Origin of the sequence: Larsenimonas suaedae (assembly GCF_023712105.1) — a bacterium.
GTDB lineage: Bacteria > Pseudomonadota > Gammaproteobacteria > Pseudomonadales > Halomonadaceae > Larsenimonas > Larsenimonas suaedae.
This window is the reverse complement of the sequence record NZ_JAMLJI010000002.1, coordinates 554,864-575,653: the sequence shown is the minus strand read 5'-3', so window position 1 is coordinate 575,653 and position 20,790 is coordinate 554,864. Positions and strand designations below refer to the sequence as shown.

General features: G+C 61.7%; 16 protein-coding genes. 7 read left to right on the top strand and 9 right to left on the bottom strand.

Annotated elements, in window-relative coordinates:
- Positions 1-82: 82 nt before the first annotated feature.
- The gene (locus NAT49_RS08525) at positions 83-1,456 is read right to left on the bottom strand and encodes an NAD-dependent succinate-semialdehyde dehydrogenase (protein ID WP_251593205.1); all 1,374 of its coding nucleotides are present in this window, start codon (positions 1,454-1,456) and stop codon (positions 83-85) included.
- Position 1,457: 1 nt separating this feature from the next.
- Positions 1,458-1,868, bottom strand: a complete 411-nt coding sequence (locus NAT49_RS08520) for a hypothetical protein (RefSeq protein ID WP_251593203.1) — start codon at positions 1,866-1,868, stop codon at positions 1,458-1,460.
- 247 nt (positions 1,869-2,115) lie between these two features.
- Between NAT49_RS08520 and NAT49_RS08515 the strand changes: the two genes are divergently transcribed.
- Positions 2,116-3,648, top strand: a complete 1,533-nt coding sequence (locus NAT49_RS08515; protein WP_251593202.1) for a carboxylesterase/lipase family protein — start codon at positions 2,116-2,118, stop codon at positions 3,646-3,648.
- A gap of 16 nt (positions 3,649-3,664) precedes the next feature.
- Here NAT49_RS08515 and pyrC read toward each other — a convergent pair whose 3' ends face one another.
- Both pyrC and NAT49_RS08505 read right to left on the bottom strand, forming a co-directional pair.
- Positions 3,665-4,714: a dihydroorotase gene (gene pyrC, locus NAT49_RS08510; RefSeq protein ID WP_251593200.1), complete on the bottom strand. Its 1,050-nt coding sequence runs from the start codon at positions 4,712-4,714 to the stop codon at positions 3,665-3,667.
- Positions 4,715-4,898: 184 nt separating this feature from the next.
- On the bottom strand, positions 4,899-5,963 hold the full coding sequence (locus NAT49_RS08505) for an acyltransferase family protein (protein WP_251593198.1): 1,065 nt from the start codon (positions 5,961-5,963) through the stop codon (positions 4,899-4,901).
- 209 nt (positions 5,964-6,172) lie between these two features.
- Between NAT49_RS08505 and NAT49_RS08500 the strand changes: the two genes are divergently transcribed.
- Positions 6,173-7,363, top strand: coding sequence for an MFS transporter (locus NAT49_RS08500; RefSeq protein ID WP_251593197.1), 1,191 nt, complete (start codon positions 6,173-6,175; stop codon positions 7,361-7,363).
- A gap of 45 nt (positions 7,364-7,408) precedes the next feature.
- On the opposite strand, the gene NAT49_RS08495 is transcribed toward NAT49_RS08500, so the two are convergent.
- The gene (locus NAT49_RS08495) at positions 7,409-8,782 is read right to left on the bottom strand and encodes a lactonase family protein (protein ID WP_251593196.1); all 1,374 of its coding nucleotides are present in this window, start codon (positions 8,780-8,782) and stop codon (positions 7,409-7,411) included.
- A gap of 410 nt (positions 8,783-9,192) precedes the next feature.
- Between NAT49_RS08495 and NAT49_RS08490 the strand changes: the two genes are divergently transcribed.
- Together NAT49_RS08490 and katG are read left to right on the top strand one after the other, a co-directional pair.
- Positions 9,193-10,368, top strand: coding sequence for an aldose epimerase family protein (locus tag NAT49_RS08490; RefSeq protein ID WP_251593195.1), 1,176 nt, complete (start codon positions 9,193-9,195; stop codon positions 10,366-10,368).
- Positions 10,369-10,860: 492 nt separating this feature from the next.
- Entirely contained in the window at positions 10,861-13,149 is a 2,289-nt protein-coding gene (gene katG / locus NAT49_RS08485; RefSeq protein ID WP_251593194.1) for a catalase/peroxidase HPI, read from the top strand.
- A gap of 139 nt (positions 13,150-13,288) precedes the next feature.
- On the opposite strand, the gene NAT49_RS08480 is transcribed toward katG, so the two are convergent.
- Both NAT49_RS08480 and NAT49_RS08475 read right to left on the bottom strand, forming a co-directional pair.
- Positions 13,289-14,317, bottom strand: a complete 1,029-nt coding sequence (locus NAT49_RS08480) for a methionine synthase (protein WP_251593191.1) — start codon at positions 14,315-14,317, stop codon at positions 13,289-13,291.
- A 40-nt stretch (positions 14,318-14,357) separates the two neighbouring features.
- Positions 14,358-15,341, bottom strand: a complete 984-nt coding sequence (locus NAT49_RS08475; RefSeq protein WP_251593186.1) for a DUF1852 domain-containing protein — start codon at positions 15,339-15,341, stop codon at positions 14,358-14,360.
- 351 nt (positions 15,342-15,692) lie between these two features.
- Here NAT49_RS08475 and NAT49_RS08470 point away from each other — a divergent pair, with 351 nt between their 5' ends.
- The gene (locus NAT49_RS08470) at positions 15,693-17,156 is read left to right on the top strand and encodes a methylenetetrahydrofolate reductase C-terminal domain-containing protein (RefSeq protein ID WP_251593184.1); all 1,464 of its coding nucleotides are present in this window, start codon (positions 15,693-15,695) and stop codon (positions 17,154-17,156) included.
- Positions 17,157-17,210: 54 nt separating this feature from the next.
- Here NAT49_RS08470 and NAT49_RS08465 read toward each other — a convergent pair whose 3' ends face one another.
- Together NAT49_RS08465 and NAT49_RS08460 are read right to left on the bottom strand one after the other, a co-directional pair.
- Positions 17,211-17,708, bottom strand: a complete 498-nt coding sequence (locus NAT49_RS08465) for a GNAT family N-acetyltransferase (protein ID WP_251593182.1) — start codon at positions 17,706-17,708, stop codon at positions 17,211-17,213.
- Between the two features lie 109 nt (positions 17,709-17,817).
- Positions 17,818-18,684, bottom strand: coding sequence for an SDR family oxidoreductase (locus NAT49_RS08460; RefSeq protein ID WP_251593180.1), 867 nt, complete (start codon positions 18,682-18,684; stop codon positions 17,818-17,820).
- A gap of 231 nt (positions 18,685-18,915) precedes the next feature.
- Between NAT49_RS08460 and NAT49_RS08455 the strand changes: the two genes are divergently transcribed.
- Together NAT49_RS08455 and NAT49_RS08450 are read left to right on the top strand one after the other, a co-directional pair.
- Positions 18,916-20,115 (top strand): Bcr/CflA family efflux MFS transporter, encoded by a 1,200-nt coding sequence (locus tag NAT49_RS08455; RefSeq protein ID WP_251593178.1) that lies wholly within the window; start codon positions 18,916-18,918, stop codon positions 20,113-20,115.
- Between the two features lie 102 nt (positions 20,116-20,217).
- Positions 20,218-20,769: an O-acetyl-ADP-ribose deacetylase gene (locus NAT49_RS08450; RefSeq protein ID WP_251593176.1), complete on the top strand. Its 552-nt coding sequence runs from the start codon at positions 20,218-20,220 to the stop codon at positions 20,767-20,769.
- Positions 20,770-20,790 lie beyond the last annotated feature (21 nt).

Below are 20,790 nucleotides of genomic sequence, written 5' to 3'. Positions count from 1 at the left end.
TCGTGGTCCCAGCATAAAAAAACCGCCCCCATGAGGGCGGTTTTTTTATGCCTGCCCCGGCGAATGCCGGGGCAGGGGCGAGTTACTGCGCGATCATCAGGGACTTGATGTTGACGAATTCACGCATGCCGAAGCCGCCGTGCTCACGGCCATAGCCGCTGTCCTTCACGCCGCCGAACGGCAGGTTGGGCTGGGCGATGTAGTAGCCGTTGATGCTGACCATGCCGGTGTCGAAGTGGTCGCGGGCGAGTTTGACCGCACGCTCTTCGTCTTCGGAGAAGATGCCGCCGCCGAGGCCGTAGATGGAATCGTTGGCGATGCGCAGCGCGTCATCCTCGTCGGTGGCGCGAATGAGCGCGGCGACCGGGCCGAACAGTTCGCCGTCATAGGCGGGCATGCCGGGTTTGACGTCTTCAAGCACCGTGGCCGGGTAGAAGAAGCCGTCGACGTCCGGCAGTTCGCCGCCGACCGTGCAGGTGGCGCCGTTTTTGATCGAGTCCTGCACCTGCTGGTGAAGGGTGTCACGCAGATCCTTGCGGGCGACCGGGCCGAGCTGGGTGTTCTCGTTCATCGGATCGCCGAACTCGGTCTGGCGCATCTTCTCGACGAAGGCGTCGCGGAACGTGTCATAGACCGAATCGACCACCACGAAGCGCTTGGCGGCGACGCAGGTCTGGCCGTTGTTGTAGACGCGGCCCATTACGCAGGCGTTGACGGCCTTGTCGATGTCGGCGTCTTCGAGCACCAGAAAGGCGTCGTTGCTGCCGAGCTCCAGCACGCTCTTCTTGAGGTTCTCGCCAGCCGCTGCCGCGACCTTGCGACCCGTGGCGGCGCTGCCGGTAAAGGTGACACCGCGCACGTGTTTATGCTCGGTGACCTGGCTTGCCTGCTCGTCGGCAATGTAGAGTACATTGAAGACGTTTTCGGGCATGCCGGCTTCACGGAAGATTTCCTCGAGCGCCTCGGCGCAGCCCCAGACGTTCGGCGCGTGCTTGAGCAGCACCGTATTACCCGCCATCAGGTTGGCGATGGTGTAGCGAATCACCTGATAGAACGGGAAGTTCCACGGCTGGATGCCGAAGATAACGCCCATTGGCTGATAGCTGACCAGTGCACGGCCGCCGTCGAGCTCGCGCTCTTCATCGGCAAGCATCTTATCGGCGTTGTCGGCGCTGTAGTCGCAGATCGCCTTGCACAGGTCGATCTCGCCCGGGCCCTGACTGATCGGCTTGCCCATTTCTTCAGTCATGAGTTTGGCAAGGCGATCCTTGTTGGCCACAAGGCGTTCGCCAACCTTCCTGATCAGCTCGCCGCGCTCGCCGATGGAGCGGGCTTTCCAGTCGGAAAAGGCGGCGTGGGTCGCGTCGATTTTTTCCTGCAACGCCTGGTCAGAAATGGTTTCAAACGTTCTAATGTTCTGGCCGGTTGCCGGATTGATCGTCGTAATCGTGGTCATGTCAGCACGCTCCTTGTGATGCGCTAATGAAAACCGTTCGCCTTAAAGCATGGTAGACCAAGGTCGATTTGCCAAATCCGTTTCTCCGTATTTCTTGCCTGATCCTCCAAGCGCTCACTCGACGGTGAGTGTGATCCGGTGCCACGAGGCGCAGAGATACCCTTTCGCGTTCCAGCTCGCGCGGGGGGGCCGGCTGGGTCTGGCCGGCGCCATCGAAGGCGCGCACCACCACTTCGTGAGTGCCCGGATCAAACTCAAGCGCTATCTGCCAGAGTGGCCAGCCCCAGCGGGCGTCGGGCTCGCGGGTAAGCGTTGCCTGATGCCAGTGCGCGCCCAGACGGGCGATATCGGGCTCGGCGTTCAGCGGGTGGGTGCTGAAGACGGTGCGGTGCGAGGTTTGGTAAGCGGCCATTCAAACGCTCCTTGTTCGAGAGAGGCCTCCCCACTCTAGTACAGGCTCTAGTAAAGGCGGTCTCAGCGTGAGCGCTCAAGCGCACGGCGATTTCTTCACACGCCTCAGGAACCGAGTCGATAGACGATAGTCGTAGCGTTTAACCGGATACGCCAGGATGTAGTGAATGCGACGGACAGCACTAGCGCTTGCAGCAGTTGCGCTTTCATGGATGAGCGTGGCGACGGCCAACGCTTCGGAGGCAACGATGACACGATTTGAAGAGGGCGCCGTCAAGGGCGCTCACACCGAGCACGCTACCGTGTTCAAGGGCATTCCCTTTGCCACGCCGCCGGTGGGCGAGAACCGCTGGCGCGCCCCGCAGGACGTGACGCCCTGGGAGGGCGTACGCGATGCGACCCAGTTCGCGCCGAGCTGCCTGCAAAAACCGATGGACGGCGATGAGGCACCGATCTACGACAACCTGTCGGAAGACTGCTTGTATTTGAACGTCTGGCAGCCGCGAGACGATCAGGAAAAGCACCCGGTCATGGTCTGGATTCACGGCGGCGGCTTCGTCAATGGCGGCGGGGCCAGCGAGATCTACAACGGCGAGCGCTTTGCCCGCGATGGGGTGGTGCTGGTGAGCATCAACTATCGCCTCGGGCGGTTCGGCTTTTTCGATCACCCGGCGCTTGAGGGAGAGGTCGGGCCGAAGGGCAACTTCGGGCTGATGGACCAGAAAAAGGCGCTCGAGTGGGTGCAGCGCAATATTTCCCGCATTGGGGGCGACCCGAACAACGTCACCGTGTTCGGTGAATCCGCCGGTGGCAATTCGGTGCTGCAGCTGGCGAGCCAGCCCGAGTCGCAGGCGCTGTTCCAGCGCGCCATCGTGATGTCCGGCGGCGGTCGGGATCTGATGAACTCGGCCTACCCGCGCACCTCGGCCGACGACGACACCGGCAAGCCGCCCAGGAGTGCCGAGGCGTTCGGGCTTAAGTTTGCCACGTCGCACGGCATCGAAGGCCGCGACACCGATGCGCTCTCAAGGCTCAGAGCGCTGCCGGCCGAGGCCATCGTTGGGGAGTTGAACATGATGACGCTGCCCGGTGTGCGGGCGCGTCAGCACGACTACGTCGGCGGGCCGTTCATCGATGGGCAAACGGTGGTGGCGCCGGTCGCGGAGCGCTTCGAGCGCGGGCAGCAGGCGAAGGTGCCGCTGATGATCGGCACCACCGACAACGACCTCGGCTCGATGACCGCGGACACCAAGGAGGCGCTGTTTGCACGGTTCGGCTCGATCGCCGAACAGGTGCGCGCCGAATACGACCCGGACGGCACCCGCTCGCTCAGTGATCTTGCCCGGGCGCTTGGTCGTGACGAGAAGATGAACGAGCCGGCGCGTTTCATCGCCCGCAAGGCCCTCGAACACAACCAGCCGACCTGGTTCTACCGCTTCGGCCATGTGGCGAACGAAAAGCGTGGCGACTGGAACGGCGCGCCGCACGCGACCGATGTGCCCTACGCCTTCGACACCCTCGATACCCGCTTCGACCCAACGACGCTCGATGACGCGGACCGACAGGCCGCTGCGGATTTCCACGCCTACCTGGTCAATTTCGCCCGCACCGGCGACCCCAATGGCAACGGTTTGCCGAACTGGCCGCGGATGACTGCGCCCGACGGGCCGCTTTTGAAGATGCCCGCGGTCGACCGGCCCTATGCGCTTGAAAAGGACCCCTGGACGTCGGCGCTGGATCTGGTCGAGCGCTACGTCACCCGCACCGATCGGCGCGCGTGATTGAGCACTCTTTTGCTCAGTCGCGCGTGACCGACCAGGTCAGCTCCTCGCCGGCCTTGTAGGGCACGAACGTCTGCTCGCCGCTGCCCACGCGCTCCGGCATGGCCGTCGGGGTGCGGGTCAGGGTGACGCGTCCGTCATTGAGCGGCAGGCCGTAGAAGTTCGGGCCGTTTTCGGAGCAGAACGCCTCGAAGTGCTCGAGCTTGCCTTCCTGCTCGAACACATCGGCGTAGACCGACAGCGCCGCAGTGGTATTGAACACGCCCGCGCAGCCGCAGCCGCACTCCTTGGCGGCCGCCACGTGCGGGGCGGAGTCGGTGCCGAGGAAGAAACGCGGGTTGCCGCTGGTGGCCGCCTTTCTCAGCGCCTGCTGGTGCTCGGCGCGCTTGAGAATCGGCAGGCAATAAAGGTGCGGGCGAATGCCGCCGACCAGCATATCGTTGCGGTTCTGCGCCAGATGCTGCGGGGTGAGCGTCGCGCCGAGGTAGTCATCGCCTGCCTCGACGAACTGCGCGGCGTCCCGGGTGGTGATGTGCTCGAACACCACCTTGAGCTCGGGGAACTGGCGGCGGATATCCGTCATCACTTCATCGATGAAGTACTTCTCGCGGTCGAAGATGTCGATGTCATTACGGGTGACTTCCCCGTGGATCAGAAGCGGCATGCCAAGGCGCTGAAGCGTTTCCAGAAGCGGGTAGACGTCGGTGATGTTCTTGACGCCGTACTGGGAATTGGTAGTGGCGTTGGCCGGGTACAGCTTGGCGGCGGTAAAAAGCCCCTCCGCATGCCCCTGACTCAGGGTCTCGGATGTGACGCTGGTGTTCAGATAGCAGGTCATCAGCGGAGTGAAATCGTGCCCTGCGGGCAGCGCGTTCAGAATGCGCGTGCGGTAGTCCCGTCCCATCTCGAGGGTGGTGATCGGTGGCACCAGGTTCGGCATCACGATGGCGCGGCCGAAGACGCTGCTGGTGTAGGGCAGCACGGTCGCGAGCGTGTCGCCATCGCGCAGGTGCAGGTGCCAATCGTCGGGGCGGCGAATCGTCAGGGTCTGGGGGGCGGTGGTCATCGGGGCTCCTGGGCAGGGAAATGAACGCGGCTCATCATACCAGAGCCCCCGGCGTGTGTTTGGATGCCTCGCTCGAGCGTGTTGAATACGTCCTTTGATAGGGGGGCTGCGCCGCTTGAGTGACAGCGTATCGACCTTGCCGGATCGCGCGGCCGATACGTGACGATCGCTCTTTATTGAGCATTCACTCCTGAACCGAGCGTTGCATCGACAGTTTTGGCAGGTCGAACAGCGCCTTCATCGGGCCGCGATTGAGTACGTGATAGATCCCAAGAGACAGCCCGAGCACTGCAAATCCCAACAGCAGCGGTAAGCTCGCAAAGAGCAGTGTGCCTTGCTGGGTATCCACGGCGAGCGTCGAGAATGCGAGCGCCATCGGGTAGATCAGCAGCATATGCAGCACGTACACCGGAAGCGTCTGCTTGCCGAGTGCCTGAAACCAGCCAAGCGACCACCGTTTCAGCAGCAGGCTCAGCATGTCGATACTGACCGACACCATCAGGCACGACATCAGAAATTGAGTGACCGGGTGATAGAACAGATCGAACTGGCGCCCGGTAAGCATCACGATGGGCAAGACGATCAGGGTGCCAAGAAGGCGTTTCACGTTCACATCGGCGTAAAAACGCTCGATCCAGGGCTTGCCGAAACAGCCAGCGGCGTAGAAGAACCCGTAGCCAATCAGCTTCGAGAAATTGGTGATGTCGGTAAGTCGGTCGGCGCCGAGATAGAGCAGGAACAGGCCGCCGAGCAGGACAACAGGCTGCGCCTTGAGCGCCTTGCAGAGCGTGAAGTAGATCACCAGCGCATACAGATACCAGATCGTATTGTCGGCCAGCAGCAGATGCGCGAGGTAGTCGATGGGCCCGGTGATCGCGATCTCGAGTTGCTCGGGCGCAAATGCGCCGACCAGCCAGGTTCTATAGATCAAAAGAATCGAGGCCCACAGGATATAAAGCCAGCCCAGCATCAGAATGCGCGAGGTCAGGCTCTGACCCCATGGTCGTCTGGTAATGGCCGAGTGCGCCAGAAAGCCGGAAATGACAAAAAAGAGCGGCATTCGAAGCGGCTGAAACAGCGTCAGAAGCCCGGTCCAGTACACGTCCAGCGGCAGGTCGTTGTAGATCGCTTCATTGAAGGCACCGGTGGCGACGTGCCAGAGAATGACCATGAAAATGCATGCCCCCTTGGCGGCGTCGATCCAGGCAATGCGGGCGGGAGGCGGTGAGGCCGTGGTGTGTAATGTCATGGGCAGTGCGCTATGGTAGGTGTCTTTAGACTATTGTCGCACGTCTTGTCGTTCGCGTTCGTGCCGATTGATTTAACCGAAGCGCATCAAGGCACGCCCCCGGGGTAAGACCGCACTCGCAGCGGCATCTTCCAGGCGTACCATGCCGAGATTGGTCTACGTCGTGGTTCGATAACCAAGGATTCGAGCAAGAAGGAATCGAGACAGATATGCAAAAGCGAGTGACTCCCTCGGCCCGCGATGCCCGATACCTTGTGGCCATCGCGTTCGTGTTTACCGTCACGATGCTTGGCACGACCCTGCCCGCGCCGCTGTATCCGATCTACGAGCAGCGCTTCGATTTTTCCTCACTGATGGTGACCGTTATTTTCGCCACCTACGCCGTCGGGGTGCTGGCGGCGCTGGTGCTCTGCGGGCCGTGGTCGGATCAGGTCGGCCGTCGCCCGGTGCTTTTCGGTGGGCTGTTCTGTGCGCTTTTGAGCAACGTGTTCTTCATTGCAGGCGGCGGTCTGTGGCCGCTGCTGGCGGGGCGGTTTTTATCGGGGCTGTCGGCGGGGCTTTTTACCGCGACCGCAACGATTGCCGTGATCGAGCTGGCCCCCGAGGCGCTCAAGAGCCGGGCGGCAATCATTGCAACTGCGGCCAACATGGGCGGGCTCGGGCTTGGCCCGCTCACGGCCGGCGTGCTGGCCGAGTGCCTGCCTGCGCCCTTGGTGGTGCCCTACGTTTTGCATACGGCGCTGATCATGCTGGCAGGCGTTTTCCTGTGGCGCTGCCCGGAAACCGTGAACCGGCCCGAGTGCCCACGGTTTCATCGGCAATCCTTCAGCGTACCGAGCGCGGTGCGCTCGGTGTTCGTGCCGGCCTCGATCGCCTGCTTCGCGGGCTTTTGCGTGATGGGGCTTTTTACGTCACTGGTGCCGAATCTGATGGGCACGCTGTTGCACGTCGACAATCACCTGATCGTGGGAGCGGCCATTTTCGTGCTCTTCATCGGCTCGACCCTTGGGCAGGTGCTTCAGCGAACGCTTTCCGACACCACGCGGCTGCCGCTCTCGACCGCTGTACTGGTGCTTGGGGTGGCCTGTCTTTTTGGGGCCGTGGCGCTTGAATCGTTCCGGGCGTTGATCGCAAGCGCTCTGATTGCAGGCGTGGGCCAGGGCGGCGCGTTCGGGGCAAGCATTACCACACTTGCCCGCCAAAGCCCCGAGGCTCAGCGTGGCGAGGTCACGGCGCTGTTGTTCGTGGTGGCCTACATCGCGATTTCACTGCCGGTGGTGGGGCTTGGCGTGGCGGCAACGCTCATGGGACTCAAGTCGGCAGGCCTTTTGTTCACGGGGCTTGTGGCCGCGCTTGCCGCCCTCGCGCTGGTCGGGCTTTTGCGGTTGAACGCGCGCTGAGTGTTCGACCCGAGCGCCGGCGCAGCGCTCGGGGCTGTCGGCACGTTAGCCAAGCACCGGGCCAAAGGCGACGTCGACCGGTACCGGGCTTTCCTGAACGCCCGACAGCGACAGCTTGCCGGTGCCTGAGTCGATGTGGAACACCGCGATGCTGTTCGAGTTCTGGTTGCCGACGTAAAGGATATTTCCGCTCGGGTCGAGGTTCATGCCGCGGGGAATCTCGCCCTTGGTGTCACTCCAGCCGTTGTGTCGAAGGGTGCCGGTGGTCTGATCGACCGTGTACAGCGCGATCGTATTCATGCCGCGGTTGGTGGCGTAGAGCCAGCGGCCCGAGGGGTGAATGCGAATCTCGGCGGTAGTGTTGGTGCCCGAGGGCACTTCACCTGGGTTTTCCGGGTTTGCAGCGGGGCGAACGAAGGGGGTGTTTTCCGGAAGCGTTGAGATCGACTGCTTCCAGATCAAGGCGCCGCGCTCGGGCTGTACGTCGAACACATCGATGGTCGAGGACAGTTCATTGATCACGTAGGCCTGAGTGTCGTTTGGATGAAACACCATGTGGCGCGGCCCGCTGCCGGAGGCCACGTTGGCGAAGGGCACGGGGCCGGGTGTCAGCGTGCCGGCACTGGCGTCGAACTGCCACGTCGTGATCCTGTCGCCGCCGAGGTCGATGCCGTACATGTGCTGGCCACCGGGGTTGGCCACCATCATGTGCGCGTGGGCGCCTTCCTGGCGCACGCCGTCCGGCCCTGCGCCGTTGCCGGTCAGCGTGACCTGATCGGACAGCTCGCCGACTTCGCCATTTTCAAGCAGCGGATAGACCGAGATGGTGCCGTTGCCGTAGTTGGCGGCGAAAAGATGGTTGCCGGAGGGATGCACGCTGCAGTGGCATGTCCAGGCGCCGTGGGCCGGGCGTGTATTCAAAAGGGTCAGCCGGCCGGTCGTTTGATCGATGCGGTACGCGCTGACTCGCCCGAGCGGCGCGCCGCTGTCGTCGGTGCCGAGCTCATTGACGCTGTAGAGAAACCGCTCGGAGGGCGCCACGGCAAGAAAGGAGGGGCTGTCGGTGTCGAGCACCTGAATCTGCGAGAGGTGGCCATTGTCGGGGTTCATCTTGAACACGTAGATCCCCTTGGCCGTGCTGGTCTCGGTGCCGCCCGGTGCCGTATGGGGCGCGGTGTAGGTGCCGATGTAGACGGCGCGTGTCGCGGGCGTGCCGTGGGTCGAGGGCGTGCCGTGGGTCGAGGGGCTCGCCTGTGCCCAGGCCCTCGGCACAAGCGTCAGCGCGGCAGAGGCGAGGCCGAGGGTTTTCAAAAACGTGCGTCGAGCGGGGCGCGGTGTGGCGTGCGTCGCGCGGTCGGTGACGAAAGGGGGCTTGAAGGGCATGACGGCGTGTTCCCGGAAGTCGTTATTGTGAGCCACCAACCTCGTCATTCAAGACCCGCTGGGCAATGCCACTTTAGATAAGTGCGGTCTCTGTTTTTGTATCCGTCCACGCCCGATGTGATCGACGTTGTCTTATCCACAGCCGGTCGCGCGCGCGTCACGGCCCCTTGCTGTACTACGCCTTCGTCGAAGCCGTGTGCCGAGGCCTTGAATCCCACATTCTGCCCGGCACGCCAGACCCTCTGTGGCCTCGACATGATATGCGCGCGCTAGAAGGGGGGCCGAAATACCCGAACGGGCATCGGTAAGCGGCAAAAGCGGTATTAGTAGGCGCTGATCGACTGACCTAGCGTGATCAAGGCCGCGCGTTCAAACAACGACATGATCAAAAAAACACTCAAACAACAACACGACTGCCCGCGCAGTCGCCCCGCAGGAGCGCTCTGATGATCTTGAAACCGTCCCTTGTCTCTCTGGCCCTGAGTGCCTGTGTTCTTTCGGCGCCGGGTGTGCAGGCCGACACCTCCGAGACACACCCGCACGCCGCCGTCGAGCAGTCGACGTTCGGCACGCTGCCCGATGGCCGAACGGCAACGCTTTACCGCATCGTCAATGATCAGGGCATGGCCATGACAGTGACCGACTATGGCGGCATCATTACCTCGCTCGATGTGCCGGACAGGCGCGGCACGCTCGAGGATGTCGTGCTTGGTTTCGATTCGCTCTCAAACTACCTCTCGACGGCGTATCAGCGCGCCAATCCGTACTTCGGCGCCGTGATCGGCCGCTACGGCAACCGCATCGCCGGTGGGCAGTTCGAGATCGACGGCCACACCTACACGCTTGCCAAAAACGACGGCCCCAACCATCTGCACGGCGGCGACACGGGGTTCAGCCGCGTGCTGTGGCACGCAACGCCCTTTGATAACGCCGAGGGAAGTGGTGTGGTACTGACCTACACCAGCCCGGACGGTGACGGAGGCTACCCCGGGCAGCTTGCAACGACTGTGACCTATACGCTGACCGACGCCAATCAGCTTGTCATCGATTACCGCGCGACCACCACCAAAACCACCCCGGTCAATCTGACCCAGCACAGCTACTTCAATCTGAACGGTGAGGGCAGCGGTTCGGTGCTCGATCACCAGTTGATGATCAACGCCGACGCCTTTACCCCGGTCGATGCCACCCTGATTCCCACGGGGGACATCACCCCGGTTCAGGGCACGCCATTCGACTTCACAGAGCCGATGGCGATCGGTGCGCGTATCGATCAGAACACCACCCAGCTCGAGCGCGGCAAGGGCTACGACCACAACTTCGTGCTCAAGCGCGCCGCAGATGGCAACGCCATGCGGCTCGCCGCGCGGGTCATTGCGCCGGACAGCGGGCGGGTAATGGAGGTCTCGACCACGGAGCCGGGCATTCAGTTCTATTCCGGCAATTTCCTCGATGGCACATTGACCGGCAAATCCGGCCGGCCCTACGGGCATCGAAGCGGCTTCGCGCTCGAGACTCAGCACTACCCCGACTCGCCCAACCAGAGTGCCTTTCCCTCGACACTATTGAGCCCGGGCGACACCTACCGCTCGCGCACGGTGTATAGCTTCTCAACGCAGTAAGGTGATGCGCGAATGGGCCGATGCCGTCATGTCGGCCCGTTCGCGTGCCTCGGTGTCAGCATCTACCCCTCGCGCCCCCGCGTCATCGTCAGCGCATCGACCAGAACGCCGCCTTCGGGCGGCTCTCTTATACAATAAGCTCAGCCGTCAAATGCGTTCGAGACTGCCAAGCATTAGAGGGCCAGCTCGTTTCGAACGAGGTCAGCGCCTGCGCTCAAGGCGCTCGATTTTTTGCACCACCGCGCGCGGGCAAGGGTGTCATCGACTTCCTCGCTAGCGCCGATGCATAGCGTGCGTTGAACGAATGGTTAGCGAGAATTCATCGCCGAAAGCGCGCGCGCACTTCCGAGTCAATCTATCCTCAGGTATCGGCAATCACACCAGAGGGCGGCGGCGAAGGCACGTCGTACCTAGCCATCGACACATCGTCTTCGGTGATACCGGTGCCAGGACCTATCGGCGATAGAAAAAACGACGTTAAGGACATACAGCATGAGCGAAGAGATCAAGATCGGCGGCAAGTGCCCGTTTGCTGGCAATTCAGTGGGCGGTGCTGCCGGTTCAGCGCCCACCACCGACCACTGGTGGCCCAATCGGCTCAAGGTAGAGCTGCTGCATCAGGACCCGCGCGAAGCCAATCCGCAGGATGAGGATTTCAACTACGCCGAGGCCTTCAATCAACTGGATCTGGCCGAGGTCAAAAAGGACATCAAGGCGCTTTTGACCTCATCACAGGACTGGTGGCCTTCGGATTACGGCAACTACGGCCCGCAGATGATTCGCATGGCGTGGCACTCCGCTGGCACCTATCGCATCGCCGATGGTCGCGGTGGCGCAGGTGAAGCCATGCAGCGCTTTGCCCCGATCAATAGCTGGTGGGACAACGGCAACATCGACAAGTCCCGGCGTCTTTTGTGGCCGATCAAGCAGAAATACGGCGCCGCGCTTTCCTGGGCGGATTTGATCGTGCTCACCGGTAACTGCTCGCTGGAGATCATGGGCTTCCCCACCTACGGCTTCGCCGGTGGTCGTATCGATGCCTGGGAGCCGGATAATCTGACCTACTGGGGCCCTGAATCCTGGTATGGCAAGAAGGCCGAGGATGCGCCGCATGGTCCGTTCGAAGGCCATCCGGATCAGATGGTCAACCGTGACCTGCGCTGGACCGGGGAAGCCGGCGATGAGAACTACGATCTCGAAGCGCCGCTGGCGGCCTCCAACTCCAACCTGATCTACGTCGATCCGGAAGGCTCCGCCAAAAAGGGCATCCCGGAAGACTCCGCAGCCGATATTCGCATCACTTTCGGCCGCATGGCGATGAATGATGAAGAGACCGTGGCGCTGATCGCCGGCGGTCACGCCTTCGGTAAATCCCACGGCATGACCCCGCCGGACCAGATCGGCTTCGCACCTGAAGGCGCCCCGATGGAAGCCCAGGGGCTTGGCTGGCACAACCCGCGCGGCAAGGGTAATGCCGAAGACACCATGACCAACGGGATCGAAGGTTCCTGGACGCAGAACCCGATCCAGTGGGACAACAGCTATCTCGAGAACCTGTTCAACTTCGAATGGGAGCAGACGAAAAGCCCTGCAGGCGCCCTGCAGTGGACGCCGGTCGACAAGAACGCCCCGCGTACGCCGGACGCGCACCTTGAAGGCGTCGATCATCCGCTGATGATGATGACTTCCGACATCGCCCTGAAGGTCGATCCGTCCTATCGCAAGATCTGCGAGAAGTTTCTCGAGGACTTTGACTACTTCACAGACGCCTTCGCGCGTGCCTGGTACAAGCTGACTCACCGTGACATGGGGCCGAAGGCGCGTTATCTCGGCCCGGAAGTTCCGCAGGAAGATCTGATCTGGCAGGACCCGATCCCGGCCGTCGACTTTGACCTCGTCGATGCCGGTGACATTGCCGATCTCAAGCGTCGCATTCTCGACAGCGACGTCAGTGTCTCCCAGCTGGCCGCCGTGGCCTGGGGCTCCGCTTCCACCTTCCGTACTTCCGACAAGCGCGGTGGTGCCGACGGTGCCCGCATTCGTCTGGCGCCGATGAAGGATTGGCCGGTCAATAATCCGGATGACCTTTCGACGGTGCTCAACGTACTGGAAGGCATCAAGCGTGACTTCGATGGTGCCCAGAGTGGTAACAAGAAGGTCTCGCTGGCGGATCTGATCGTGCTGGGCGGCTGTGCGGCAGTTGAAAAGGCGGCCAGCGATGCCGGTGTTTCCGTTGAAGTGCCCTTTACGCCGGGCCGCAATGACGCCACCGCCGAACAGACCGACGTACAGACCTTCCGCTGGCTCGAACCGGTCTCCGACGGTTTCCGCAACTTCCATCGCGATGACATCACCTACAACGTCTCGCCGGAAGAGATCTTCATGGATCGTGCGGCCCTGCTGGGTCTGTCAGCGCCTGAATGGACCGCTCTGGTGGGTGGCCTGCGTGTGCTCGACGTCAATGCGAAGGGCGCCTATCACCAGCACGGTGTCTTCACCGACCGTCCGGGTGTGTTGACCAACGACTTCTTCCTGAGTCTGACCTCACCCGATTTCGAGTGGAAAAAGGTGGATTCCGAAGGGCTGGAATTTACGCTCAACGATCGCAAGTCAGGCGAGACGAAGTTCAAGGCGACACGTTGCGATCTGATCTTCGGCGCCAACTCTCAGCTGCGTCAGCTTGCCGAGTTCTACGCCCAGAAGGGCGGTCACGAGAAGCTGGTGCGTGACTTCGTGGCGGCCTGGAACAAGGTCATGATGCACGACCGCTTCGACGTCTAAGCCCGCGTTCAGGCGAGACGACGTCAAACAAAACCCGGCGCCCATGGCGCCGGGTTTTTTATGCGGCCATACAGACCGCTGAGACCTGACTCGATTCTAACCGCCGTCAGAAAATCCGGGCGTTTCAGACCCCCTGTGATCAGAGGGCAAGCTCGTTTCGAACGAGGTCCGCGCCTGCGCTCAAGGCGCTCAACTTGCCGCGTGCCACCGCGCGCGGCAAGGGGGTCATGCCGCAGTTGGTGCAGGGATACAGTTTGTCGGCATCCACGAATTGCAGGGCCTTTCGCAGGGTTTCGGCGACCTCTTCAGGCGTTTCGACGGTGTGGGTGGCCACGTCGATCGCGCCGACCATCACTTTCTTGCCGCGGATGAGCTCGATCAGTTCCATCGGGACGTGTGAGTTCTGGCACTCGAGCGAGACGATGTCGATGTTTGACGCCTGAAGCTTGGGGAAAATCTCCTCATACTGGCGCCACTGCGACCCCAGGGTCTTTTTCCAGTCGGTGTTGGCCTTGATGCCATAGCCATAGCAGATATGAACCGCGGTCTCGCATTCAAGCCCTTCGATGGCCTTTTCGAGCGCCGCGATGCCCCAGTCGTTCACCTCATCGAAGAAGACGTTGAATGCGGGCTCATCGAATTGAATGATGTCGACGCCGGCGGCGGCCAGCTCCCGAGCTTCCTGATTGAGCGCCTTGGCGAACTCCCAGGCCAGCGTTTCGCGGCTCTTGTAGTGGTTGTCGTACAGCGTATCGACCATGGTCATGGGGCCGGGCAGAGCCCACTTGATCGGCTTTTCGGTTTGCTTTCGCAGGAACCTGGCATCGTCGACGAAGACCGGTTTCTCGCGCGCGACAGGGCCGACCACCGAGGGTACGCTGGCGTCATAGCGGTCGCGAATCTTGACGGTCTTGCGCTGCTCGAAATCGACGCCACTGAGGTGCTCGATGAACGTGGTCACGAAATGCTGACGCGTCTGCTCGCCGTCGCTGACGATATCGATGCCAGCGAGCTGCTGTTCGTGCAGCGACAGACGCAGCGCGTCCTGCTTGCCATCCAGCAGCTCTTGTCCTTCCAGCTTCCAGGGTGACCAGAGCGTTTCAGGCTCGGCAAGCCAGGCGGGTTTTGGCAAGCTGCCTGCCGTGGAGGTGGGTAACCAGTTCTTCATGGTGAACGGCCTTATCGGTAGGAAATCAGTGGATGGAAAATCAGCAGGAAGGGCGTGCAGACCACTGGTCAAGAAACGGCTTGTAGGGCTTGATGAAGTGCTCTTCGGCAAACTTGCCCTGCTCGACGCCCAATCGGCTGCGTTCTTCGCGGTCGTAGACAATCGGGGTCAGTGAATAGTCCGAGTGGTCAAGACGTGGCGTGTAGGCACGCCCGGCCGCGGAGTTCGCGTTATAGATTTCGGGGCGGTAGATCTTCTGGAACGTATCCATCGTGCTGATGGTGCTGATGAGTTCCAGATTGGTGTACTCGTTGAGCAGGTCGCCAAAGAAATAGAAGGCTAGCGGCGCGACGCTGCCCTCCGGCATGAAATAGCGAACGCTCAAGCCCATCTTCTTGAAATACGCGTCGGTCAGTGAGGCGTCATTTTGCTGATACTCGACGCCGAGCACCGGATGCCGGTTTTCGGTTCGATGGTAGGTCTTGCTGCTGGAGACGCTGATGCAGATGATCGGCGGCTTCGTGAAGTGGTGCCTGTACGTGCTCGAGTTCACGAAGGACGTGAACAAATTGCCGTGCAGCGTTCCAAAATTGTCCGGCACACTGAACGTGGCTCGGTTCCTGTTGTGCTCTGACAGCACGACGCTGAAATCGTAGTCCCGGACATACGAGGAAAAGTTGTTGCCCGCGACGCCCTCGATGCGCTCACCAGTTCGGTGATCGACAATGGTGGTCTTCAGAATTTCGATCAATGGCAGCGCATTGCCGGCACGTGCGGCGTGGATTGTCATCTCAACGGAGACGATATCCAGCTCGACGCTGTAGCGATTGCCTTCCGGGTTGTCCCAGTGCGCCAGCGCATTGAAGCGGTTATTGATCATGGTGAGCGTTTTGCGCAGATTCTCCTGGCGTTTCTCTCCTCGGGCCAGGTTGGCGAAATTGGTGGTCGTGCGCGTACTGTCTGACGGGCGATAATGCTCATTGAAGCCGATGCGCTTGATGGTAAAGGTAAACTCTTCGCTCATGGCGACCTGCACTCCTGATTCCTGAAACTCGTCGTTTGCCCGAAGCCGTTTCTGTTCGTTGTTGGTCGGCCTGCGGTGCTGGCCTATCGCCGCCTCGGTCATTGAAGCGGCGCGGCGCTCATGCAATGGCCACGCGCTTTCCAATTCGGTGAGGGGGGGGTGCTGATGGGCGTGTGAGCGGTATTGTCGATGAGCTGTAAACATGAAACAAACTGAATATTTTCAAGTTTCATTTGAATTTAATTCATGTTTGTCGACGCTGGGCCGGCCTTGCCAGGCTCTTTCGTTGTTCGATTATGTTTGATTCAGGCTGGGTGATGCGCTTAATCCAGCAGCAAAAGGGCAGCGATCATGTTGAGAAAAGCACTTAACGAACACCGGTTCGTGTGCGTTGTCGAGTTTGTTCCGAGACGCTCTGCCGATCGCCTGCCGGGCTTTGAACACATCATGCAGCGCTCAACGCTGTGTGGCTGGCCGATGGTCGGGGCCATCGCCGACCGCGTCAGCAGCAGTGATGACCTCTCACCGCCGGAGACGTTTTCAAGAGCGGCACACCCCTTTCCGACCCTGCTTCATTTTTCCGGCAAGAACCGTGAGCGGCGCGCACTGCTTGAGCAGCTGGACCGAATGGACGCCGCCGGTCTGGATCAGCTATTGATACTGACCGGCGACCGGGTTCCAGGTCATGAGCCCGGTCAGCCCGTGCGTTATCTGGAATCCGTCTCTGCCCTGCAGATTGTCAGAAAGGCCAGGCCGAACTGGCTGCTTGGCGCTGCCTTGAATCCGTTCAAGTACCAGGAAGACGAAGGTGGGGCGCAGTACTTCAAGGCCGACAAGAAGCTCCTGGCCGGGGCCGATTTTCTGACCCTGCAGCTGGGGTTCGACGCGCAAAAGCACCAGGAAGCCCAAACGTGGATGCAACAGCGCCCTGCACCTGTGCCGCTTCTGGCCTGCGTGATGGCGTTGACCGCCCGAAGCGCCACGCTTTTGGAGCACGTTCCAGGCGTTACGGTTACCCCGTCGATGCACGCGCTGCTGGCCGCAGAAGCGGCGGTCTCCCCGGCCTATGCCCGTGAACGCAGCCTTACCCGCCTTGGCGTGCAGATCATCGGGCTTGAATTGATGGGGTATGCCGGCATTCATCTCTCGGGCATTCACACCCCGGAACAGCTGCATACGCTTGAACAAACGATCAAGGCCTTGAAGCCAGAAATTCAGACGCTCGAGCAGTGGCGCGTCGCCTGGGCGAGAAGCTGGCAGATGCCGGGGGTGGCCGAGGTGACGTTTCATCCAGAAGAAGCCGACTGGCGGCTGGGCGAGTCGCGCTCGCGCGCGACCCGAACGGAGCGCGTTCGCTACCACGCGCTGTCGGCGGCTCATTCACTGCTGTTCAGCTGCACCAATCCGCTGAGCAGGGGGTGGGGCTGGCTGCTCACGCGCAACGTCTGGCAAACGCCGCGCGGCAAAGTCTGGCTTCATCGAGTGGAGCGGGGGCTTAAACGGCCCACGGTCGGGTGTGATACCTGCGGGACGTGCCGACTTGAAGACACGTTATACATCTGCCCGGAGACCTGCCCCAAGGGGCTTGCGAACGGGCCCTGCGGCGGGACGCGGCTCAACCGCTGTGAGTTCGGCGATCGCGAGTGCATCCACAGCGTCAAATACAGGACAGCCAAGGCCATAGGGCAGACGCAGGTGCTGACGGAGCGTCTGATTCCGTGCGTGGACGCCGACGCGCGCCATCAAAGTTCCTGGCCACAATGGTTTGACGCGTCGTCACCGCAAAAGGCCCGCGGCGATGATTCTCAGCGCTGAGTGCCCAAGGATTATGGCGCCGCGAGCGGTCGACCCGTTGACGCCTGAAAAAGCCTAGTTCGCACGCACCCGCGCCATCGTCAGCGCATCGACCAGCACACCGTCGCGGCGAGCGTAGTGGCGGTGGCGGCCTTCTTCCTCGAAGCCTGCGCGGGAATAAAGCGCGATGGCGGCGGCGTTGTCCGAGTAGACGTTCAGCTCGAGCCGGGTCAGGCCCAGCCAGTCATCGGCAAGTTCCAGCGCCGCCCCAAGAAGCCGAGTGCCGATGCCCTTGCCGTGGTGAGTTTCGTCCACGCCCATACCAAGGCTTCCAACGTGGCGCCGGCGCGGGCGGTGCTCTTCCACCAGCAGGCTGATCTGCCCGACTAAGCGCCCTTCAAGCGTTGCGACCAATAGATGCTTGCCCGGCCCGGCGGCCATTTTTTCTTCCCACACTGAGGCCGGCAGGTACGGCAACCCCAGCGTGTTGCGCTGAAGGGCAGGTTGCGAATAAAGGGCGTGAACCGCGGGGATATCCTTGGGTTCGAGGGCGCGAATGTGAATGGGGCTCATGGCAATACCAGGGTGGAGGCAGGCGTATCTACCCATATTGCCTGATGCGTGATCCAACGCCAAAAAGCAGCGCCTTGGCGCTGCTTTTTTGATCAATCATTTGATGCATTCAGCCGTTGACGACGGTGCCGCCGTTCGGGTGCAGGGTCTGGCCGCTGATGAAGGAGGAATCGAGCGCGGCGAGAAAGACGAAGCAGGGGCCGAGTTCGAACGGCTGGCCGGCGCGACCCATCGGGGTGATTTCGCCAAAGCCTTCAAGTTTCTCGGGGTCGTAGGCGCCGATGGTGGCCGGCTGGAGCGGCGTCCAGACAGGGCCGGGGGCGACGGCGTTGACGCGCACGCCGCGGCCGACGACCTGATTCGAAAGCGCGCGGGTAAAGCTGATGATGGCGCCCTTGGTCGCGCTGTAATCGATCAGGCTCTGCGGGCCGATGTAGGCGTTGATCGAGGCGTTGTTGATGATGGTGTCATCCTCGCCCAGATGGGGAAGGGCTGCGCGGCTCATGTAGAACAGGCTATCGACGTTGGTTTCGAACGTCGTTTTCCACTGCTCATCGGACAGCGTGGTCATGTCTTCGTTGATCTGCTGGGTGCCGGCGTTGTTGACCAGCGTATTGAGCCCGCCGAAGGTGTCGAGCGTTTGCTGGATGACGGCGTCGCAGGTGGCGCGCTCGCGCAGATCGGCCTCGATGGCGAGCGCCTTCTGGCCTTCGGCCTCGATCAGGCGCACGGTTTCATCGGCGTCGCTCTTTTCTTCCGCCAGATAGGTAAAGGCCACATGTGCGCCTTCGCGGGCAAAATGCACGGCGGTGGACCGGCCGATGCCGCTGTCGCCGCCGGTAATCAAGGCGATTTTGCCCTCGAGCTTGCCGCTGCCGCGGTAGCTGTCACGAATGACCTCGGGTATCGGCGTCATTTCGGATTCAAGGCCGGGCAGGCGTTGCTTCTGAGCGTGAATCTTCGGGGTGCTGACCATGATCGATCTCCCTGATCGGTTAAGTGATGCGCATCCTGCGCATCGTATTTAGACTATCGTGTTTAGACTTTAGTCATGAGCGTTTGCTCACCCCTAAGGGATAGTCGCCCTCATGGTTCGACGCAAGCGACCCCTGTGATCCAGGCCCGGCTCGGCTAGCCGAACGCGGGATGGGCCGGTATCATGTCGTTGACTTTATCAATCAAATAAGCCATTTCACTGCGAGTTCTCATGTCCCACTCCAAGACGCCCTTTATCGTGGTGTTGAGCCTGGCGCTGACCATGATGCTGGGCCCATTTTCCATGGATACCTATCTGCCGGCGTTTCCGGCCATCGGTGACTCGCTCGGGGTCTCCCAGCAGGCGGTCTCTCTGAGCGTGTCGGTGTATGTGTTCGCGATCGCCTTCGGCCAGCTGATCGGCGGGGCGCTGTCGGACCGCTTCGGGCGCCAGCGCATTCTAATGAGCGGGCTGGCGATCTTTGCCGTGGCGAGCCTCATTATCGGCCAGGCCGAGTCGCTTGAAGTGCTGCTCGGCGGGCGGGCGATCCAGGCCTTTGGCGCCGGCTGGACACTGGTGTCGGTGCCGGCGCTGGTCCGTGACCGCGTGGCCGGCCGCGATGCGGCGAAGCTGTTCTCGCTGATGGGCTTCATCATGGTGCTGGCGCCGGGGGTGGCGCCGAGTGTGGGCAGCGCGATTCTCGCGCTTGGCTCCTGGCACTATATTTTCTATGCGCTGGCAGCGTATGCGCTGCTGCTGGTGCCGCTGCTGGTGCGGGTGATCTTTACCGGCAAGGGCAAGGTGTCTCGGGCCAAGAGCCCACAGATGAGCCTGCTTGCGCGCTATAAGCTGGTGCTGACGACCAAACCTGCGCTGCCGTTCATTGCGTGGCAGGCTGCAGCGTTTTCGATGATGATGATGTTTGTCACCTACGCCTCGCTGATCTATCAGGGCCACTTCGAACAGACGCCGGCCGCATTTTCGATGCTGTTCGCCGCCAACATCGTCACCATGCTGGTGTTCAACATCCTGAACCGGGTGCTGCTGTCGCGCCTGCCCTCGCTTCGCATCCTGCAACTGGCCACGTGCTGTCAGGCGGTGGGCATGGTGCTGTTGCTGATGGCGGCCTTCATGGACTGGCCGCTGGTCGCCTTCCTGCCGGCGATGATGCTGACCATCGGTTCGATGGGGGCGGTTTCTCCCAACATTCAGGCCTGCTTTCTGGAGTTCTTTCCCACCAGCGGCGGTACAGCCGCCGCGCTTCTGGGCGCGGCCCAGTTTGGCGTTGCGGGCGTTTTGAGCGGGCTGTCCGCGGTGCTGCCGCATTCGCTCGAGGCGATCGTGCTGATGATGGCGGTGTGCGCGTCGGTGGCGTACTTGATGCTTGCGCGGTCGTTCATCAAGGGGCGTTCTGCGGTCGAGGCGCACTGAGACGCCTCGAGGCTGTGCGCGGTAGCGATGTGCGCCTGTGTCGACTAGACCGAAGACAGGCCCTGGCCTGGGCCGTTTTTGGATAACGCACAGGAGCGCCTCATGAGTACGGCATGGACCGACCAACTGAACTGGACGACCGGCGACATCACCTGCCTTGAGGTCGATGCGATCGTCAACGCCGCCAACCATTCCCTGATGGGCGGCGGCGGCGTCGACGGCGCGATTCATCGCGCGGCCGGGCCTGAACTGCTCGAGGCCTGCAAGGAGGCTCGCCGCCAACGCTGGCCGGATGGCCTGCCCGATGGCGAGGTCGCGCTGACGCCGGGGTATTCGCTGCCGGTGCGCTACGTGATTCATACCGTCGGGCCGGTCTACGCCAAAACGAAAGACAAGTCACACCTACTCGCGAACTGTTACCGCAAAAGCCTGGCGCTTGCTGCTGATAACGGCTGCACGAGCCTTGCGTTTCCCGCCATTTCCACCGGCATCTACGGCTACCCGTTTGAGGCCGCCGCTCGAATCGTTTGCCAGGTGATGGCCGAAAACCTGCCGGACTATCCCGAGCTTCAGGTCACGCTGTGCTTTTTCAGTGACAGCGACGCCCAGGCGTTTCTGGCGGTGTTCGATGAGGTTGTAAGTGACGGTGGCTAGACGACGCTAACTGCGGATCAA